We start from the raw sequence: 15,592 nt of genomic DNA on the forward strand, positions 1-15,592 counted from the left end.
GCCTCAGGCCTCGGGAATGGGCTGGAACGGCGCTTCCTTGTCGGTACGCTCCTTCTTGGTCCAGGCCTTGGCGCCGACCTTGATGGAGTACACCAGCACGCTGAACACCACCAGCAGGAACAGCGCGGTGAGGCCGGCGTTGATGTAGGCGTTGACCATCACCGTCTTGACCTGGGCGATGTCCTTGGCCGGGGCCAGGACCTGGCCGGCGTCCAGCGCGGCGCCGTACTTCTGCGCCAGGGCGACGAAGCCCACCGCCGGGTTGCCGTCGAAGATCTTGATCAGGCCCGCGGCGCTGGTGCAGATCAGCAGCCAGGCCGCCGGCAGCGCGGTGACCCACACGTACTGCTGGCGCTTCATCTTGATCAGCACCACGGTGGCGAGCATCAGGGCGATGCCGGCGAGCATCTGGTTGGAGATGCCGAACAGCGGCCACAGGGTGTTGATGCCGCCCAGCGGGTCGACCACGCCCTGGTACAGCAGCCAGCCCCACAGCGCCACGCAGCCGCCGGTGCCGACGATGTTGGCGCCCCAGGAGTCGGTCTTCTTCAGCGACGGGACGAAGTTGCCCAGCAGGTCCTGCAGCATGAAGCGCCCGGCGCGGGTGCCGGCGTCCACCGCGGTGAGGATGAACAGCGCCTCGAAGAGGATCGCGAAGTGGTACCAGAAGGCCATGGTGTTCTCGCCCGGCAGCACCTGGTGGAGGATGTGGGCGATGCCCACGGCCAGGGTCGGGGCGCCGCCGGCGCGGGCCAGGATGGTGGTCTCGCCGATGTCCTTGGCGGTCTGGGTGAGTATTTCCGGGGTGATGGCAAAGCCCCAGCCGCTGACGGTCGCGGCCACCGCGGCGACGTCAGTGCCGACCACCGCCGGCGGGCTGTTCATGGCGAAGTAGATGCCCGGCTCGATCACCGAAGCGGCGACCATGGCCATGATCGCCACGAAGGACTCCATCAGCATGCCGCCGTAGCCGATGTAGCGGGCGTCGGGCTCGCGGTTGAGCAGCTTGGGCGTGGTGCCCGAGGAGATCAGCGCGTGGAAGCCGGACACGGCGCCACAGGCGATGGTGATGAACAGGAAGGGAAACAGGCTGCCCTTCCACACCGGGCCGGTGCCGTCGGTGAACTGCGTCAGGGCCGGCATCTTCAGCTCCGGCATGACGATCAGGATGCCGATGGCCAGGGCGACGATGGTGCCGATCTTCAGGAAGGTCGACAGGTAGTCGCGCGGGGCCAGCAGCAGCCACACCGGCAGCACCGAGGCGATGGCGCCGTAGCCGATCAGCATCCAGACGATCTGCACGCCGTGGAAGGTGAACACCGGCGCCCATTCGGGGCTGGCCGCGACCTGCCCGCCGAGCCAGATGGAGCCCAGCAGCAGGGCCACGCCGACCACCGAGATCTCGCCGATGCGGCCCGGGCGGATATAGCGCATGTACACGCCCATGAGGATCGCGATCGGGATGGTGGCCATCACCGTGAACATGCCCCAGGGGCTTTCCGCCAGGGCCTTCACCACGATCAGGGCGAGCACCGCGAGGATGATGATCATGATCAGGAACGCGCCGAACAGGGCGATGGTCCCCGCCACCTGCCCCATTTCCTCGCGCACCAGTTCACCCAGCGAGCGCCCGTTGCGGCGGCTGGAGATGAACAGGATCATGAAGTCCTGCACCGCGCCGGCCAGGACCACCCCGGCGATCAGCCAGAGGGTGCCGGGCAGGTAGCCCATCTGCGCGGCGAGCACCGGGCCCACCAGCGGGCCGGCGCCGGCGATGGCGGCGAAGTGATGACCGAAGAGGATGTGCTTGTTGGTCGGGACGTAGTCCAGGCCGTCGTTGTTGAGCACCGCGGGGGTGGCTCGGTTGGGGTCCAGTTGCATCACCTTCTCGGCGATGAACAGGCTGTAGTAGCGGTAGGCGACCAGGTAGATGGCAACCGCCGCTACCACGATCCACAGGGCATTGATGGCTTCGCCGCGGCGAAGCGCCACGACTCCTAAGGCACATGCTCCGACTATCGCCACGATCGCCCAGGCGATGTGACGTAGCAGGCTGTTGTTATTGTTCATGGCGATGCTTCCGACTGTTGAAGGGCGAGAATTCGCAGGAAAAATTCTAGTCCTTTCCGGCGAGTCATTTATACGACCTTAGTCTAGAGCCGTTGCAACGATATTGCCGCCTGAAAAGGGGCGGTCTGGTGTCGCGGCCAGCGCCGCGCAAACCGCTCTGCGTCGAGGGTTTGCGCGCGGGCCGGAGCTGGGTGGGAAGCTCAGGCGGGTTGCTTGGCGTAGCGCGCCAGGGTGGCGTCGCGCTGCATCACCGCCAGGGTGTTGGCGTAGACCTGTTCGCTGGTGGCGTCCTGGCTGGCGAAGATTTCGCCGAAGTGCTGCCGGGTGACCTGGGCGAAGTGCGCGCGGTCCTGCGCCTGCACGCCTAGCAGGGTGGCGTAGGCGTCCAGCGCCTCGCCGTGGCCCCTGGCCATGTCCTCGGCGATGCTGTCGAGCATGCCGTTCATGGCCAGGACCGAGCGGCCGCTGTAGCGGATACGCACGTTGGAGTCGCAGCCGTTGGTGCCGGAGGTGAGGCCGAAGGTGGCGTTGCCCGAGGTGCCGTTAGTGGTGGTGGCCAGCAGGTGCGGGAGCAGCCCGCGCTGGCCTTCGAAGAGCAACTGGCCCCAGCCGCAGCCCTTGCTGCTGGCGTCATCGGCCTGGGCCAGCAGGCTCGCCGACGCCAGAACCCCGAGGATAAGCCCCTTTCCCAGAATCTTGTTGTCCATGCTCCGCTCCGCCTTGGTTTGATGGGGAACCGCCCTAGCAGCTTTGGCGACGCCCGGACGGCTGTCAAACCGCCGGCCGGCGATGCGACGGGCGACAGGGGCTTGGCTATAGTGAGGCGAACGCAAATCGGCCGGAGAGCCCACCCATGAGTGACGATCACGCTGAACGACGGCGCTTCAGCCGCATCGCCTTCGACGCCAGCACCGAGGTCGCCCAGGACGGCCAGCGCTGGAAGGCCGAATTGCAAGACCTGTCGCTGCAGGGCCTGCTGGTGACCCGCCCGCCGGGCTGGAACGGCGACCCGGGCAAGCCCTTCGAGGTGCGCATCTACCTGGGCTTCGACGCCAACATCTACATGGAGGCGGACCTGGCCTGGGAACGCGAAGGCCTGCTGGGCTTCATCTGCCGGCACATCGACCTGGACTCCATCAGCCACCTGCGCCGCCTGGTGGAACTCAACCTGGGCGACGCGAGCCTGCTGGAACGCGAGCTGACGGCGCTGGGGGAGCAGGCGTAGGGCGTACAACCGTTCGCGGTTGTACGCCGTTTGACCCAGGGTACGGCCCGCGCCCAGGTCAGCCTCGGGGCTGCCGGGAATCACGGTTAACCGGCGGATAACGTCGAACGTTATCCGCCCTACGCCGCCCCACCCACGCCATTCCCCTGTAGGAGCGCGCCCTGCGCGCGAATCGCGGGCAGGGCCCGCTCCTACAGTTCGCTGGGTAGCACGGCATTCCTCCCCCGGAGCGGACCTTGTCCGCGATAGCCGGAACTATCGGCGCGATTCGCGGATGAGATCCGCCTACGTCGCCCCACCTGCGCCATTCCCCTGTAGGAGCGCGCCCTGCGCGCGAAATCGCGGGCAGGGCCCGCTCCTACAGTTCGCTGGGTAGCACGGCATTCCTCCCCCGTAGGAGCGGACCTTGTCCGCGATAGCCGGAACTATCGGCGCGATTCGCGGATGAGATCCGCCTACGCCGCCCCACCTGCGCCATTCCCCTGTAGGAGCGCGCCCTGCGCGCGAAATCGCGGGCAGGGCCCGCTCCTACCGTATGGGCGAACACGGCTTTTCGTAGGAGCGAGCTTGCTCGCGAATGAGCCCCGCTACGGAATCTGTTCGCGAGCAAGAACTAGGCGTCCCCCTCGCTCCTACGAAGGGCAACTCGGCGCTGGCTATTCGAACAACGCATCCAGCGCCTGCTCCAGGCGCGTCACCGGGATCACCTGCAGCCCCGGCGGGGCCTCCTTGGGGGCGTTGCCCTGGGGCACGATGGCGCGCTTGAAGCCGTGCTTGGCGGCTTCCTTCAGGCGCTCCTGGCCGCTGGGCACCGGGCGCACCTCGCCGGACAGGCCGACCTCGCCGAACACCAGCAACTGATGATCCAGCGGCCGGTTGCGCAGGCTGGACATCACCGCCGCCATCAGCGCCAGGTCCGACGCGGTTTCCAGCACCTTCACCCCGCCCACCACGTTGAGGAACACGTCCTGGTCGTAGGTGGGAATGCCGCCGTGGCGGTGCAGCACCGCCAGCAGCATGGCCAGGCGGTTCTGGTCCAGGCCCAGGGTGACGCGCCGCGGGTTGGCCAGGTGGCTGGTGTCGACCAGCGCCTGCACCTCCACCAGCATCGGCCGCGAGCCCTCCCAGGTGGCCATGACCACGCTGCCGGGCACCGACTCCTGGGCGCGGGTGAGGAAGATCGCCGAGGGGTTGGAGACCTCCTTCAGGCCGCGGTCGGTCATGGCGAACACGCCCAGTTCGTTGACCGCGCCGAAGCGGTTCTTCACCGCCCGCAGCAGGCGCAGGCGGCCGTCGGACTCTCCCTCGAAATACAGCACGGTGTCGACCATGTGCTCCAGCACCCGCGGGCCGGCCAGGGCGCCTTCCTTGGTGACGTGGCCGACCAGGAAGATCGCCGTGCCGCTCTGCTTGGCGAAGCGCACCAGCAGCGCGGCGCTCTCGCGCACCTGGGCGACGCCGCCGGGGGCCGATTGCAGCTGTTCGGTGAAGATGGTCTGGATGGAGTCGATCACCATCACCTTGGGCTGCTCGTGGCGAGCGGTGGCGATGATGCTTTCGATGCAGGTCTCGGTCATGACCTTGAGCTTGTCTTCCGGCAGGCCCAGGCGCCGCGCGCGCATGGCCACCTGCTGCTGCGACTCCTCGCCGGTGACGTAGAGCGCCGGCATGCGGCTGGCGATGCTGCACAGGGTCTGCAGGAGGATGGTCGACTTGCCGATGCCCGGGTCGCCACCGATCAGCACGACGGAGCCGTCCACCAGGCCGCCGCCCAGGGCGCGGTCGAGTTCGTTGGAGGCGGTGCTGAAGCGCGGCATCTCCTCGACGCTGACTTCCGCCAGAGTCTTGATGTTGGCCTGCTGCCCGGCCCAGCCGCCGCGCCCGGAACCAGCGGAACCGCCGGTGGGCGTGGTGTCGACGACGGTCTCCACCAGGGTGTTCCAGGCGCCGCAGTCGGCGCACTGACCGGCCCATTTGGGGAAGGTGGCGCCGCACTCGGTGCAGCCGTACATGCGCTTGGCCTTGGCCATGGGCGGACTCCGTCGAAGACAAAGCCCGCATCATAGCGGTTCGCGCCGGGCGCTTCAGCCCGGCGCGGCAGTGGCCGACGGATGTCGCCGGAGGATCAGCCCGCCAGCAGGCGGTACTGGCTCTCCATGTCGTAGCGCAGGCCTTCGCGACGCATGATCAGCGAGGCCAGGGTGCAGTCGGGGCGCTCGATCCCCTCCTCCACCCGGCTGATGCGCTGGTCCAGCAATTCGTACTGCAGTTTCAGGCGCACCAGGCGCTCCTGGGCCCGGCGCGGGTCGAAGGGGGTCTTGGCCTGCTTGCGGAGGGTCTTGCCGAGGGGACGCTGCTCTTTACGCATGGCGAATCACCAGCAGTAGAAAAGGATGTCCGAAGACTACGCCCGACCTCGGCGAGCCCCCTTGATATCGATCAAGCTCAGGCTGAACGCTGCAACAGTTCGGCGATCTCGTCCTTCAGGGCGACCCGCTGCAGCTTGAGGTTGTTCAGCGCCAGGTCATCCAGCGGCTCGCGCCCGTCCTCGATGTCGTAGATGCGCCGGTCCAGCTCCTCGTAGGTGCCGGCCAGGCGGGTGAAATGGCTGTTCTCGCCGATGAGCTTGGCGATCTTGGCGCGCTGATCGGGAAACTCACGGGCCAGGGGATGGTGCTCCAGCGGCATGGCGGTCCTCCTTACTGCGTGGGTGGATGATTCCCTTCAGCCTAGACCACCACCGAATTTCGCCCAGCGCCGCCGGTCATGCCGGAACTTTTGCGCTGGCGGCTGTCCATGGCGGCTCGGGGGGGAGTGTTCAACGCCGGCGCGGCCGCTAAACTCCCCCCTGTCCCTCTCTATCCCTACAAGGAGTCTGTGCATGAGTCTGCTTAGCGAGTTCAAGGCCTTTGCCGTCAAAGGCAACGTGGTCGACATGGCCGTCGGTATCATCATCGGGGCCGCCTTCGGCAAGATCGTCTCGTCCTTCGTCGGCGACGTGATCATGCCGCCGATCGGCCTGCTGATCGGCGGGGTCGACTTCTCCGACCTGGCCATCACCCTCAAGGCCGCCGAGGGCGACGTCCCGGCGGTGGTGCTGGCCTACGGCAAGTTCATCCAGACCTGCCTGGACTTCCTGATCGTCGCCTTCGCCATCTTCATGGGCGTGAAGGCCATCAACCGGCTCAAGCGCGAAGAGGCCGCCGCCCCCGAAGCGCCGCCGGCGCCGACGCCCGAGGAAGTGCTGCTGACCGAGATCCGCGACCTGCTGAAGAGCCAGCAGAACCGCAGCTGAACCAACCCCGCGCGCCGTCAGGCGGCGCGCGGCGGTTGCAGCAACAGGCGCTCGACGCGCCGCTCCTTCACTTCCAGCACCCGCAGGCGCCAGCCGCGGTGCTCCAGTTCGTCACCGGCCGTCGGCAGGCGGTCCAGCAGGTGCAGCGCCAGGCCGCCCAGGGTGCGGCAATCCTCCGGCGCCTGGCCGCGGAAGCCGATGCGCTCGGCCAGCAACGCCAGGGTGGTGGCGCCGCGCACGCGCCAGCCATCGCTGCCCTTCTCGATGTCCGGGCCGGTCATCTCGCTGGCGTCCGGCAGTTCGCCGGCGATCGCCTGGAGAATGTCGGTCAGCGTCAGCAGGCCCTCGAAGCCGCCGAACTCGTTGACCACGAAGGCCACGTGGGTCGAGGCCTGGCGCATCTGTTCCAGGGCGCCGAGCACGCTGCAGCTGTCCGGCAGGTTCAGCGGCGCCCGCAGCAGCGGCTCGATGTCCGGCTGGCGGCCGGCGAGGATGGCCTTCAGCAGTTCCTTCTTGTGCACGTAGCCCAGCGGCTCATCGACCTGGCCGGCGCGGATCACCAGCAGGCGCGAGTAGGGCGAATCCAGCAGCACCTGGCGCGTCTGAGCGGCATCGGCATCCAGGTCGATGCGGTGCACCTCGGTGCGTTCGGTCATCACCGAGCGGATGGAGCGCTCGGCCAGCTCCAGCACGCCGCTGATGAGCACCCGCTCGCGGCGGTCGAAGGGCGCGTCGGCCGGCTCTTCGCCCAGCATGTCGGCGATTTCCTCGCCCACCTCGTCGGCCTCCACCTTGCCGCCCAGCAGGCGCAGCACCGCGTAGCGCGTGCGCTCGCGCGGGCCGCGGCTGCCCTGCAGGCTGCGCCGGCGGCGCCAGCGCACCACCTGGTTGGCCAGCTCGATGAGGATAGAGAAGCCGATGGCGGCGTACAGGTAACCCTTCGGGATGTGGAAGCCCAGGCCCTCGGCGGTGAGGCTGAAGCCGATCATCATGAGGAAGCCCAGGCACAGCATGATCACCGTGGGGTGGGCGTTGACGAAGGCGGTCAGCGGCTTGCTGGCGACCATCATCAGGGCCATGGAGAAGACCACGGCGATCATCATCACTTCCAGCTGCTCGACCATGCCCACGGCAGTGATCACCGCGTCCAGGGAGAACACCGCGTCGAGCACCACGATCTGCGCCACCACCGGCCAGAACGCGGCGTAGACCCGCGCGCCGCCAGCCTTGTGCACGCGGCCCTCGAGGCGCTCGTGCAATTCCAGGGTGGCCTTGAACAGCAGGAACAGGCCGCCGAACAGCATGATCAGGTCACGCCCGGAGAAGGCCTTGCCGAACACCTCGAACAGCGGTTCGGTGAGGGTCACCAGCCAGGAGATGCTGGCCAGCAGGCCCAGGCGCATCAGCAGCGCCAGCGACAGGCCGATCAGCCGGGCGCGGTCGCGCAGCTGCGGCGGCAGCTTGTCGGCGAGGATGGCGATGAACACCAGGTTGTCGATGCCCAGCACCAGCTCCAGCAGGATCAGGGTGAGCAGGCCGAGCCAGGCCGTAGGGTCCAGGAGCCACTCCATGGTCAGCTCCGGGGCGCGCGCTGGGGCGCGGCGAGGGTGTGGGGGAAGGTATTACCGAAGGGGTCGTCGGCCGCCGGGGGCGGCTCGCTCGTGTGGCAGTCCATGGGGTTCCAGGGGCTATGGATGGACGGCCATCCTAAGGGCAAAGACGCCCGCCCCTTAAGCGGGCAATCTTTTCCAAATCTTGCCTACCAGTAGTTCTCCACGGCGATCTGCCCGGGCTTGCGCGTCAGCGCCAGGCTCATGCCGCGGGTCTTCAGCGCCGTGCGGGTGTCCTCGATCATCTGCGGGTTGCCGCAGAGCATCACCCGCGAATGCTCGGGGGTGAGTTCCAGGCCGGCGGCGCGTTCCAGCTCGCCGTTCTCGATCAGCGTGGTGATGCGCGCGCCCAGGCAGCCGGGCACCTGCTCGCGGGTGACCACGGGGATGAACTGCAGCTTGTGCGCGTGCTCGGCCAGGTAGTCGCGCCCGGCCAGGCCGGCGATCAGCTCGCGATAGGCCAGCTCCTTTTCCTCGCGGGCGCTGTAGACCAGCTTGATGGTCTCGAAGCGCTCCCACACCTCGAAGTCCTGGAGGATCGACAGGAAGGGCGCAAGCCCGGTGCCGGTGGCCAGCAGCCAGAGGTCGCGGCCGTCGGGGAAGCGGTCGAGGGTGAGGAAGCCGAAGGCCTGGCGGTCGACCAGCAACTGGTCGCCCTCGCGCAGGCGGCTCAGCTCGCTGGTGAACTCCCCGCCCGGCACCACGATGGAGAAGAACTCCAGGTGCTCGTCGTGGGGCGCCGAGACCATCGAATAGGCGCGCCAGACGATGCTACCGCTGGGCTTGTACACGCCCAGGCGGGCGAACTGCCCGGCGCGGAAGCGAAAGCCCGCGTCGCGGGTGGTGCGCAGGGTGAACAGGCTGGGGGTCAGCGTCTGCACGTCGAGCAGCGTCTGACGGGTGAACTTCTCTTCGCTGGCGGTCATACTCCGCTCCCGATCCAATCTCTACCTACAGTTTCTCCCATCGCAAGAGCGAGAAACACCGTCAGATATCAGGGCCTTTGCCTCAAACCGCGGCCGGCCTGACCTGGCGCAACGAAAAAGCGATGCCCATGCCGACCTTCCACACGCCCTTCGCCGAACTCGACCTGATCCGCCAGCCGGAGCAACGCAACGACCCGCTGCAAGCCTTCGACGCCGCCGACGAATACCTGCTGCGCCAGGTGGCCGCCGACGGCCTGGCCGGCGATTGCCGGGTGCTGGTGCTCAACGATGCCTTCGGCGCCCTGGCCGCGGGCCTGGCCGGGCACGCGCAGGTGACCAGCAGCGGCGACTCCTTCCTCGCCGGCCAGGCCCTGGGCAAGAACCTGGCGCGCAACGGCCTGGCGGAGGACGCCGTGATATTCGTCCCGGCCAGCGAAACCCCGGCGGGGCCCTTCAACCTGGTGCTGCTGCGGGTGCCCAAGACCCTGGCCCTGCTGGAGGAACAGCTGATCCGCCTGCACGGCCGCCTGGCGCCGGGCGCGCGGGTGATCGCCGGGGCCATGGTCAAGCACCTGCCGCGCGCCGCCGGCGACCTGCTGGAAAAATACATCGGCCCGGTGCAGGCCTCGCTGGCCGAAAAGAAGGCCCGCCTGCTGTTCGCCACGCCTGTGGATAAAGCCCCGGTCGCCTCGCCCTACCCCAGCCGCTACACGCTGGACGAGCCGAAGCTGGAACTGCTCAACCATGCCAACGTGTTCTGCCGCGAAGGCCTGGACATCGGCACCCGCGCCTTCCTCCCGCACCTGCCGCGCGGCCTGGGCCGGGCGCGGGTAGCGGACCTGGGCTGCGGCAACGGCGTGCTCGCCATCGCCAGCGCCCTGGCCAACCCGGAGGCCCACTACAGCCTGGTGGACGAATCCTTCATGGCTGTGCAGTCGGCCCGCGAGAACTGGCGCGCCGCCCTGGGCGAACGCGAGGCGGAATTCCACGCCGCCGACGGCCTGGCCGGACAGCCGGCGGACTCGCTGGACGTGGTGCTGTGCAACCCGCCCTTCCACCAGCAGCAGGTGGTCGGCGACTTCCTCGCCTGGCGCATGTTCCAGCAGGCCCGCCACGCGCTGGTCACTGGCGGCCAGCTGTGGATAGTCGGCAACCGCCACCTGGGCTACCACGCCAAGCTCAAGCGCCTGTTCCGCGGCGTAGAGCAGGTGGCGGCGAACCCGAAGTTCGTGGTGCTCAAGGCGAGCAAGTAGGACCGACGGTCATTGCCTTCTGCGGGGCGGCGGCGCAGGATACACACACAGCTGTACACACATATCTGTGGAGGTCCTTGCCATGTCCTCGCCCACACTCCCCAGCCGCGTCTTCATGAACGGCAACAGCCAGGCGGTGCGCATTCCCCAGGAGTTCCGCCTGGACGCCAGCCGCGTGGAGATCCGCCGCCAAGCCAATGGCGACCTGGTCATCCACCCATTGCCCGAGGACCGCGGCGAGGCGTTGCTGCAGGCGCTGTCCGGCTTCGACGAGGCGTTCATCGAAGCGCTGGAGGAAGGGCAGCGCGAACAGCCGCCGATGCAGGAGCGGGAAGAGCTGTGAAATACCTGCTCGACACCAACATCCTCATCTACCTGCTGAAGAACCGCCCGGAATCCGTGGCCCGACGGGTCAACGCCCTGCCCGCCGACGCCGGCCTGTGCATGTCCTTCTTCACCTACGCAGAACTGCTCAAGGGCGCCGAACGCAGCACCCGGCGCAGCGAGGTCCTGCGCCAGCTGGAGCGCCTGACGCGCCAGGTGCCGGTGGTCTACGACGGTACCCCACGCCTGTGCGAGCACTACGCGACGCAGTTCACCCGCCTCAAGCTGGCCGGCACGCCGATCGGCGCCAACGACCTATGGATCGCCTGCCACGCCCTGGCGCTGGAGGCGACCCTGGTGACGCACAACACCCGCGAGTTCGAACGCATCGACGGGCTGTGCCTGGAAGATTGGGCTGCCGAGTAGGACATCGTGGACGGAGTCCGCTGCTACGCTGCCCCAGCCGCGCCGCGTCCCTGTAGGAGCGCGCCCTGCGCGCGAATCGCGGGCAGGGCCCGCTCCTACAGGTTACCGGGAGGCACGGTATTCCTCCCCCGTAGATACCGTGTCACCTAGCCTCGAGCAAGGGCCAGTTCCACATTGTATGGCTGGCCCGACTTGAGGACGCCATAGGCGATCTGCAGCAGCTTGCGCATGGCAGCACAGATGATCTGTTTACCCGCTTTGCCTTTCTCCTCGAGCCGTAAACGCAGTGCCCGTATCGCCTGGTTATGGCTCATGGCACAGATGGCTGGCATGAACAGGCCTGCCCGCAAGAGGCGTGAGCCGATCTTTGAGATCCTCACCTGGCCCTTGTGTTGGCCGGATTCCCTGAGCCTCGGATTGAGTCCTGCAAAAGCCACGACCGCCCGGGCACTCTCGAAGCGGCTGATTGATCCAAGTTCGGCCAGCAACAGGGCTGCAGTTTTGTCGCTGATACCCTCGATACTCGTCAGCAGATCGCGCTTGCCCCGCAAGTCAGGATCGTTGTCGATATGTTGGCGAATCGCTTCCAGCGTCTGTTCAATCTGCTGTTCCAGATGGGCCGAGACCGACAGGATCGACTCTTTCACCACGTCGCTCTTGGCGGTTTCCAGGCGGTTGATTTCCATCTGGAACAGCTCCTTGAGCTCTTCGTAGCGCCGTACCAGCGCACGGAGTTGCCGCACGCTCACCGGGTCCGGCTGCCAGAGCTGGAGATCCTCGGCATGCCGAGCGCCGTAGAGGGCGATCAACTTGGCGTCGACCTTGTCGGTCTTGACCCGTTGCAACTGGCTTTGCGCATAGCTGGCGATACGTGCCGGATTCATCACGCAGACACGATATCCCCGGGCCAACAGATAATCGCCCAGAGCTTCGTGATAGATGTTGGTGGCTTCCATCACCACCCACGCCCCTGGCTCGGCATGTTTTTGCAGCCACTGGTCAAAGACGCTGAAGCCCGACTGATCGTTGCTCAGATTGCCTTTGGTGCGGTATTTGCCATTGCTCTGCAGAACCGCAATGTCGAAAGTTTTCTTGGCGATATCCACGCCAACTACGATGGCCATAACTCCTGCTACCTCTTACAGCTTTACATCATCAGCACTCCACTCCATCCAACCTTGCCTATACGAGCTACCACCGGGGTGGGGCTCCAGATACCGTTCGGACTCACGAGTGGATTGGGAAGGCAGGAGACTATCTACAGTGCAGGCTCGTAGCCTAGGAGCGGACACGTCTTCCTGGTCTTCCTTCCGGTGATCAGCCGGAGACTACCCGCCGTTATGGCGGGTCGTCGACATACAAGGAGCGGACCTTGTCCGCGATAGCCGGACATATCGGCGCGTTTCGCGGATGAGATCCGCTCCTACGCTGCCCCAGCCACGCCGTGTCCCTGTAGGAGCGCGCCCTGCGCGCGAATCGCGGGCAGGGCCCGCTCCTACAGGTTGCCGGCAGGCACGGTATGCCTCCCTCGTAGGAGCGGACCTTGTCCGCGATAGCCGGACGTATCGGCGCGATTCGCGGATGAGATCCGCTCCTACGCTGCCCCAGCTGCGGCATTCCCTTGTAGGAGCGAGCTTGCTCGCGAACCATGCCGTGCCTGTAGCGGTTCGCGAGCAAGCTCGCTCCTACGAAGAGCCGGGCGTTAGGGACGCGGGGGTGTCTACGTCGCGTAGGACGCCGGGGTCGCCCACTTCGATGGGGTGCCAGGCTTCGCGGTGGGCTTGCAGCACCGTGCGGGCGCCTTCGTCGCCTTGCAGGGTACGGAGTTCCGGCCAGAAGGCGCGGCCGAAGAGGACCGGGTGGCCGCGTTGGCCTTGGTGCAGGGGGAAGACGATGCGCTGCTCGCTGGCTTGCGAAGCCAGCAGGCGCAGGGTTTGCGGTGCTATCCAGGGCATGTCGGCGAGCAGGATCGCCACGCTGGTGGCCGGGTTGTCGGCCAGCGCGGCGACGCCGGCGGCGAGGCTGTGGCCCAGGCCGGATTCCGCCTCCGCGCAGCGCACGACGGAGATATCCACAGGTACGCCAAGCACCGCCGCATCATCCTCCGGGCGCAGCACCACGCAGACCTCGTCGAACGCCTCGCGGGCATTGGCCAGGCTCGCCGCCAGCAAACCACGGCCATCGGCCAGGCGCGCCAGGCGCTTGTCGGCGCCGAAGCGCCGGCCGAAGCCGGCCGCCAGCAGCAGCGCGACGGTCGTCACAGGCTTTCGCGCTGGATGCCGCTGCGGGTGCGGAGGATGTCGGCGAGCACCGCCAGGGCGATTTCCGCCGGGGTCTTGCTGCCCAGGTTGAGGCCGATGGGCGCGTGGATGCGCGCCAGCTCCGCCTCGCCCAGGCCGCCGACGCGCTCCAGGCGCTCCATGCGCCTGGCCGAGGTGGTGCGCGAGCCCATCACGCCGATGTAGAAAGCTTCGGTGCGCACCGCTTCGAGCATCGCCAGGTCGTCGATCTTCGGGTCGTGGGTCAGCGCCACCACCGCGGTATCGGCGTGGCAGCCGCCGTTGGCGATGAAGATCGACGGCAGCTCGCGGCGAATCTCGATGCCGTCCAGCTCGACGCCATCCAGCGCTTCCTCGCGCGGATCGCACAGGATCACTTCGAAGCCCAGGCCCTTGCCGAACTCGGCGCAGGCATGGGCCACGCTGGAATAGCCGGCCAGCAGCAGGCGCTGGGCCGCGCCGACGCGCAGCTGCACCGTGCCGGCGTCGCGTTCCACCCGGGGGCCGTGGCTGTGGTCGTCGTTCAGGCTGCGCGCGCCGCTGGCCAGGTCCACCCGGCGCAGCAGGCGGCGCTGGCCGAGCAGCGCCGCCTCCAGTTCGCGCAGGTGCGCCTGGACTTCGCAGTCCGGCGCCAGGTTTTCCACCAGCACGTCGAGGATGCCGCCGCAGGGCAGGCGGATGTTGCTGCGCTCGTCGCCTTCGCCGTAGCGCACCACCTTCACCGGCTCGGCGAACTCCCCGGCGGCCACGCGTTCGAGGAAGTCATCCTCGACGCAGCCGCCGGACAGCGAGCCCACCCACTGCCCGCCCTGGTTCACCGCCAGCAGCGAGCCCGGCGCGCGCGGCGCCGAGCCGTAGGTGAAGAGCACGGTGCAGAGCCAGACGCGCTGGCCCTCCCGGGACCAGCGCAGCGCCTGGCGAATCACTTGCAGATCGAGATGTTGCACTTCACATCGCCTTGCCGGCGTGGACCGGCACACCATCGGACTTCAGTTGCGCAACCGCCTTGGCGTCGAGGTCGCCGGGCAGGCCGCCCCAGCTTTGACGCAGGTAGTTGAGCAGATCGGTGAGTTGCGCGTCATCCAGTTTATCCGCGAAGCCGGGCATCGGCTGCATGCGTTCGAAGCCGCCGAACTGCTGTTCGCCGATGCCGTCGACGATCACCCGCAGCAGGTTGCGCGAGTCGGCCAGGCGCAGGGTGGTGTTGCCCTGCATGGCCACGGCGATGTGCGGCTTGCCCTCGCCTTCGGTGCCGTGGCAGCCGGCGCAGACGTTGAGGTACTGCTGGCGGCCGCGCTTGGCGCTGGCGGACAGTTGTGGATAAGCCACCGCCTGCACCACCTTGGCCGCCGGCGGCTGGTCGCCCAGCAGGTAGCTGGCCATGGCCCGCAGGTCGGCGCTGTCCAGGTGCTGGGTGCTGTGGTGCAGCACCGGGAACATCTCGTTGAACATGCTGCCCTGGGCGCTCATGCCGTGCTCGAGGAAGGCCGACAGGTCGGCGTGGTTCCAGCCGCGCGCGGCCAGGTCCTCGGGCAGCAGGCTGGGCGCCAGGTAGCCGTTGAGCAGGGCGCCGGACAGGCGCTTGTCCTGCTGCAGCGCGCCGATGGCGTTGCGCGGGGTGTGGCATTCGCCGCAGTGGCCGAGCACTTCCACCAGGTACTGGCCGCGCTGCCAGGGCTCGCTCCTGCCCTCGACGCTCTGCAGCTGGACGCTCTTGCCGTACAGCAGGTTCCAGCCGGCCAGCCCCGCGCGCACGTTGAACGGGAAGCTCAGCGCGGTCTCGGGCGCCGCGCGGTGCACCGGCTCGACGGTCATCAGGTAGGCGTGGATGGCGTCGGAATCCTCGCGCCTGATCAGGTGGTACGAGGTGTAGGGCATCGCCGGGTAGAGGTTGGCGCCGTCCTTGCGCTTGCCCTCGGTGAGGGCGGCGAAGAAGTCGTCGGCGCTGTAGTTGCCGATGCCGTAGTCCTTGTCCGGGGTGATGTTGCTGCCGTAGATGGTGCCGAACGGCGAGGCGATCGGCAGGCCGCCGGCGAAGGGCGCGCCGCGCGCCGCGGTGTGGCAGGCCATGCAGTCGGCGGCGCGGGCCAGGTACTCGCCGCGCTTGACCAGGTCGGCGTCGGCGGCCTGGGCGCCGGCGACCAGGCCCGCGCTCAGCAGCAGGCCGGTTAGCAGTCGCGCCAT

General features: G+C 67.7%; 16 protein-coding genes. 5 read left to right on the forward strand and 11 right to left on the reverse strand.

Annotation, left to right across the window (positions count from 1 at the left end):
- Positions 1-3: 3 nt before the first annotated feature.
- Positions 4-2,070: a carbon starvation CstA family protein gene (locus ACTWJ5_RS28010; protein ID WP_444436973.1), complete on the reverse strand. Its 2,067-nt coding sequence runs from the start codon at positions 2,068-2,070 to the stop codon at positions 4-6.
- Between the two features lie 200 nt (positions 2,071-2,270).
- Positions 2,271-2,777 (reverse strand): DUF3015 domain-containing protein, encoded by a 507-nt coding sequence (locus tag ACTWJ5_RS28015; RefSeq protein ID WP_074981201.1) that lies wholly within the window; start codon positions 2,775-2,777, stop codon positions 2,271-2,273.
- A 146-nt stretch (positions 2,778-2,923) separates the two neighbouring features.
- Here ACTWJ5_RS28015 and ACTWJ5_RS28020 point away from each other — a divergent pair, with 146 nt between their 5' ends.
- On the forward strand, positions 2,924-3,295 hold the full coding sequence (locus ACTWJ5_RS28020) for a PilZ domain-containing protein (protein WP_009613140.1): 372 nt from the start codon (positions 2,924-2,926) through the stop codon (positions 3,293-3,295).
- Between the two features lie 656 nt (positions 3,296-3,951).
- Here ACTWJ5_RS28020 and radA read toward each other — a convergent pair.
- From radA to ACTWJ5_RS28035, 3 genes are all read right to left on the reverse strand, one after another.
- Positions 3,952-5,325 carry a DNA repair protein RadA gene (gene radA / locus ACTWJ5_RS28025; RefSeq protein ID WP_444436974.1) on the reverse strand — a complete coding sequence of 458 codons (1,374 nt, stop codon included), beginning with the start codon at positions 5,323-5,325 and terminating at the stop codon, positions 3,952-3,954.
- Between the two features lie 95 nt (positions 5,326-5,420).
- On the reverse strand, positions 5,421-5,663 hold the full coding sequence (locus ACTWJ5_RS28030; RefSeq protein WP_074981196.1) for a hypothetical protein: 243 nt from the start codon (positions 5,661-5,663) through the stop codon (positions 5,421-5,423).
- 77 nt (positions 5,664-5,740) lie between these two features.
- A complete protein-coding gene (locus ACTWJ5_RS28035) occupies positions 5,741-5,983 on the reverse strand; it encodes a YdcH family protein (RefSeq protein ID WP_074981193.1) in 243 nt (80 codons plus the stop codon).
- Between the two features lie 193 nt (positions 5,984-6,176).
- Here ACTWJ5_RS28035 and mscL point away from each other — a divergent pair, with 193 nt between their 5' ends.
- A complete protein-coding gene (gene mscL / locus ACTWJ5_RS28040; protein ID WP_301501267.1) occupies positions 6,177-6,590 on the forward strand; it encodes a large-conductance mechanosensitive channel protein MscL in 414 nt (137 codons plus the stop codon).
- Positions 6,591-6,607: 17 nt separating this feature from the next.
- Here the strand turns inward: mscL and ACTWJ5_RS28045 are convergent, their stop codons facing one another.
- Positions 6,608-8,161, reverse strand: coding sequence for a TerC family protein (locus tag ACTWJ5_RS28045; protein ID WP_444436975.1), 1,554 nt, complete (start codon positions 8,159-8,161; stop codon positions 6,608-6,610).
- Positions 8,162-8,349: 188 nt separating this feature from the next.
- Positions 8,350-9,126 carry a ferredoxin--NADP reductase gene (locus tag ACTWJ5_RS28050; protein ID WP_061562836.1) on the reverse strand — a complete coding sequence of 259 codons (777 nt, stop codon included), beginning with the start codon at positions 9,124-9,126 and terminating at the stop codon, positions 8,350-8,352.
- Positions 9,127-9,254: 128 nt separating this feature from the next.
- On the opposite strand from ACTWJ5_RS28050, the gene ACTWJ5_RS28055 reads away from it, so the two are divergent.
- The 3 genes from ACTWJ5_RS28055 (at position 9,255) to ACTWJ5_RS28065 (ending at position 11,129) form a co-directional block, all read left to right on the forward strand.
- Positions 9,255-10,379, forward strand: a complete 1,125-nt coding sequence (locus tag ACTWJ5_RS28055; protein ID WP_444439673.1) for a methyltransferase — start codon at positions 9,255-9,257, stop codon at positions 10,377-10,379.
- An 82-nt stretch (positions 10,380-10,461) separates the two neighbouring features.
- Positions 10,462-10,722 (forward strand): antitoxin, encoded by a 261-nt coding sequence (locus ACTWJ5_RS28060; RefSeq protein WP_253412216.1) that lies wholly within the window; start codon positions 10,462-10,464, stop codon positions 10,720-10,722.
- The gene (locus tag ACTWJ5_RS28065) at positions 10,719-11,129 is read left to right on the forward strand and encodes a type II toxin-antitoxin system VapC family toxin (protein WP_009613158.1); all 411 of its coding nucleotides are present in this window, start codon (positions 10,719-10,721) and stop codon (positions 11,127-11,129) included. The genes ACTWJ5_RS28060 and ACTWJ5_RS28065 overlap by 4 nt, the downstream gene beginning before the upstream one ends.
- Before the next feature lie 146 nt (positions 11,130-11,275).
- On the opposite strand, the gene ACTWJ5_RS28070 is transcribed toward ACTWJ5_RS28065, so the two are convergent.
- The 4 genes from ACTWJ5_RS28070 to ACTWJ5_RS28085 all read right to left on the reverse strand — a co-directional run bounded on the left by ACTWJ5_RS28070 (position 11,276) and on the right by ACTWJ5_RS28085 (position 15,592).
- Entirely contained in the window at positions 11,276-12,253 is a 978-nt protein-coding gene (locus ACTWJ5_RS28070; protein WP_444436200.1) for an IS110 family transposase, read from the reverse strand.
- A 561-nt stretch (positions 12,254-12,814) separates the two neighbouring features.
- Positions 12,815-13,390 (reverse strand): nucleotidyltransferase family protein, encoded by a 576-nt coding sequence (locus ACTWJ5_RS28075; RefSeq protein ID WP_444436976.1) that lies wholly within the window; start codon positions 13,388-13,390, stop codon positions 12,815-12,817.
- The gene (locus ACTWJ5_RS28080; protein WP_249918700.1) at positions 13,387-14,355 is read right to left on the reverse strand and encodes an XdhC family protein; all 969 of its coding nucleotides are present in this window, start codon (positions 14,353-14,355) and stop codon (positions 13,387-13,389) included. Before ACTWJ5_RS28080 ends, ACTWJ5_RS28075 begins: the two co-directional genes overlap by 4 nt.
- Position 14,356: 1 nt before the next feature.
- Positions 14,357-15,592, reverse strand: a complete 1,236-nt coding sequence (locus tag ACTWJ5_RS28085) for a c-type cytochrome (RefSeq protein WP_444436977.1) — start codon at positions 15,590-15,592, stop codon at positions 14,357-14,359.

The organism is Pseudomonas sp. A6 (assembly GCF_052367875.1).
Lineage (GTDB): Bacteria > Pseudomonadota > Gammaproteobacteria > Pseudomonadales > Pseudomonadaceae > Pseudomonas > Pseudomonas citronellolis.